The 1,649-nt window shown below is 72.8% G+C and carries 2 protein-coding genes; one reads left to right on the top strand and one right to left on the bottom strand.

Annotation, left to right across the window (positions count from 1 at the left end; translation table 11 throughout):
• The first annotated feature begins 166 nt into the window (after positions 1-166).
• Positions 167-1,048, top strand: coding sequence for an MOSC N-terminal beta barrel domain-containing protein (locus F3J18_RS37240; protein WP_025097542.1), 882 nt, complete (start codon positions 167-169; stop codon positions 1,046-1,048).
• Between the two features lie 79 nt (positions 1,049-1,127).
• On the opposite strand, the gene F3J18_RS37245 is transcribed toward F3J18_RS37240, so the two are convergent.
• Positions 1,128-1,649, bottom strand: a 522-nt coding sequence (locus F3J18_RS37245) for a sensor histidine kinase (RefSeq protein ID WP_166917162.1), incomplete at its 5' end; no start/stop codon positions are given.

Here is a 1,649-nt window from a genome sequence, read left to right on the forward strand (position 1 = left end):
AGGCGGCAGGCGGCAGGCGGCGGGCGGCGGGCGGCGAGCGACGGGCGACGGTTCGGCGAGCAGCAGCCGGCGGCGCAAGCGCAACGCCGCCGCGACCTTGCGCCGCCGATCTGGCAAAATCCCGGATTGCCGCCCGCCCATCGCGCCCCTGCCGCGCGCCGCCTCCATGCCGACCCTCAGCGAACTGTTCGTCTACCCCATCAAATCCTGCGCGGGCATCTCGCTCACGCGCGCGACCCTGCTCGAAAGTGGCCTCGAATACGACCGCGCCTGGCTGATCGTCGAACCCTCGGGCTCGATGATCACGCAGCGCACGCATCCGCGCCTGGCGCTGGTGAAGATCGCGATCGGCGAAACCGAATTGCTGGTCGAGGCGCCCGGCATGCCGCCGCTGCGCACGCCGCTCGACGCGCTCGCGCTCGGCGACGCGCCGCGCCTGTCGGTGACGGTCTGGAAGGACAGCATGGAAGCGCTCGACACGGGCGAGGCCACCGCGCGCTGGTTCAGCGCCTTCCTCGGCCTGACGGTGCGGCTGGTGCGCTTCGCGCCCGAGGTGCGCCGCGAGGTGACCCGCAAGTGGACCGGCGAGCTCAGCACCCACACGCAGTTCGCCGACGGCTTCCCGGTGATGGTGATCGGCCAGTCCTCGCTGGACGACCTGAACGCGCGGCTCGGCCAGCGCGGCGTGCCTGCCGTGCCGATGAACCGGTTCCGGCCCAACCTGGTGATCAGCGGGCTCGATGCCTATGAAGAGGATTACGTCGAGCATCTCGACATCGAGGCCGCGAGCGGCCCGATCCGGCTGCGGCTGGTCAAGCTCTGCACGCGCTGCCCGGTGCCCGACGTCGACCAGGCGCTCGGCGGCCCGAACCCGCAGCATCCGCACGAACCGCTCGACACCATGAGCACCTATCGCGCCAGCGAACGCTTCAACGGCGAATTGACCTTCGGCAAGCACGGCGTGCTGGTGCTGGCCGAGAGCGGCGCCGGCACGCGCGTGCTGGAAGTGGGCCAGCCGCTCGAGGCGGAAATCGGCTTCGACGCCTGAGCCCGGCGCGGCGGCAATCGCGAGACGGTTGCGGGACGGTTGCGGGACGGTTGCGCCCGCAACCACCTCGCCGATCCGGCTAGGCGGCGCCCGTGCCCGGCTCCGCCCGCGCCGGCAGGGCCGCCGGCGCGAGCGGCAGCCGCACCGTCACCACCAGCCCACCGCCCGGCGCATCGCCCAGCGCGATCTCGCCCTCGTGCACGCGCACGATCTCGCGCACGATCGACAAGCCCAGCCCCGAACCCTCCACCGATTCCGTCGCCGAGCTGCGATAGAAGCGCTCGAACACCGCCTCGCGCTCCTGGCTGGCGATGCCGGGGCCGTCGTCGATCACGTCGAGCCGAGCCTGCCCGCCCTCCCGGCCGATCCGCACCGTGATCACCGCGCCGTCGCCGGCGTAGCGGATCGCGTTGTCGACCAGGTTGCCGATCAGGTCGGCCAGCAGATCGGCGCGCGCGACCACCTCGACGTCGGCCTCGTGCTCGAAGCCCAGGTCGATGCCGTGGGCGCGCGCCACCGGCGACCAGTCGAGCGCGCTGCTGCGCGCGAGCCGGTGCAGCGCCACGCGGCGGCGCTCCAGCGCGGCGCCGCCGTCCGACTC

The sequence above is a fragment of the Burkholderia sp. Ax-1720 genome, assembly GCF_011753035.1.
GTDB classification, from domain to species: Bacteria; Pseudomonadota; Gammaproteobacteria; order Burkholderiales; family Burkholderiaceae; genus Burkholderia; species Burkholderia gladioli.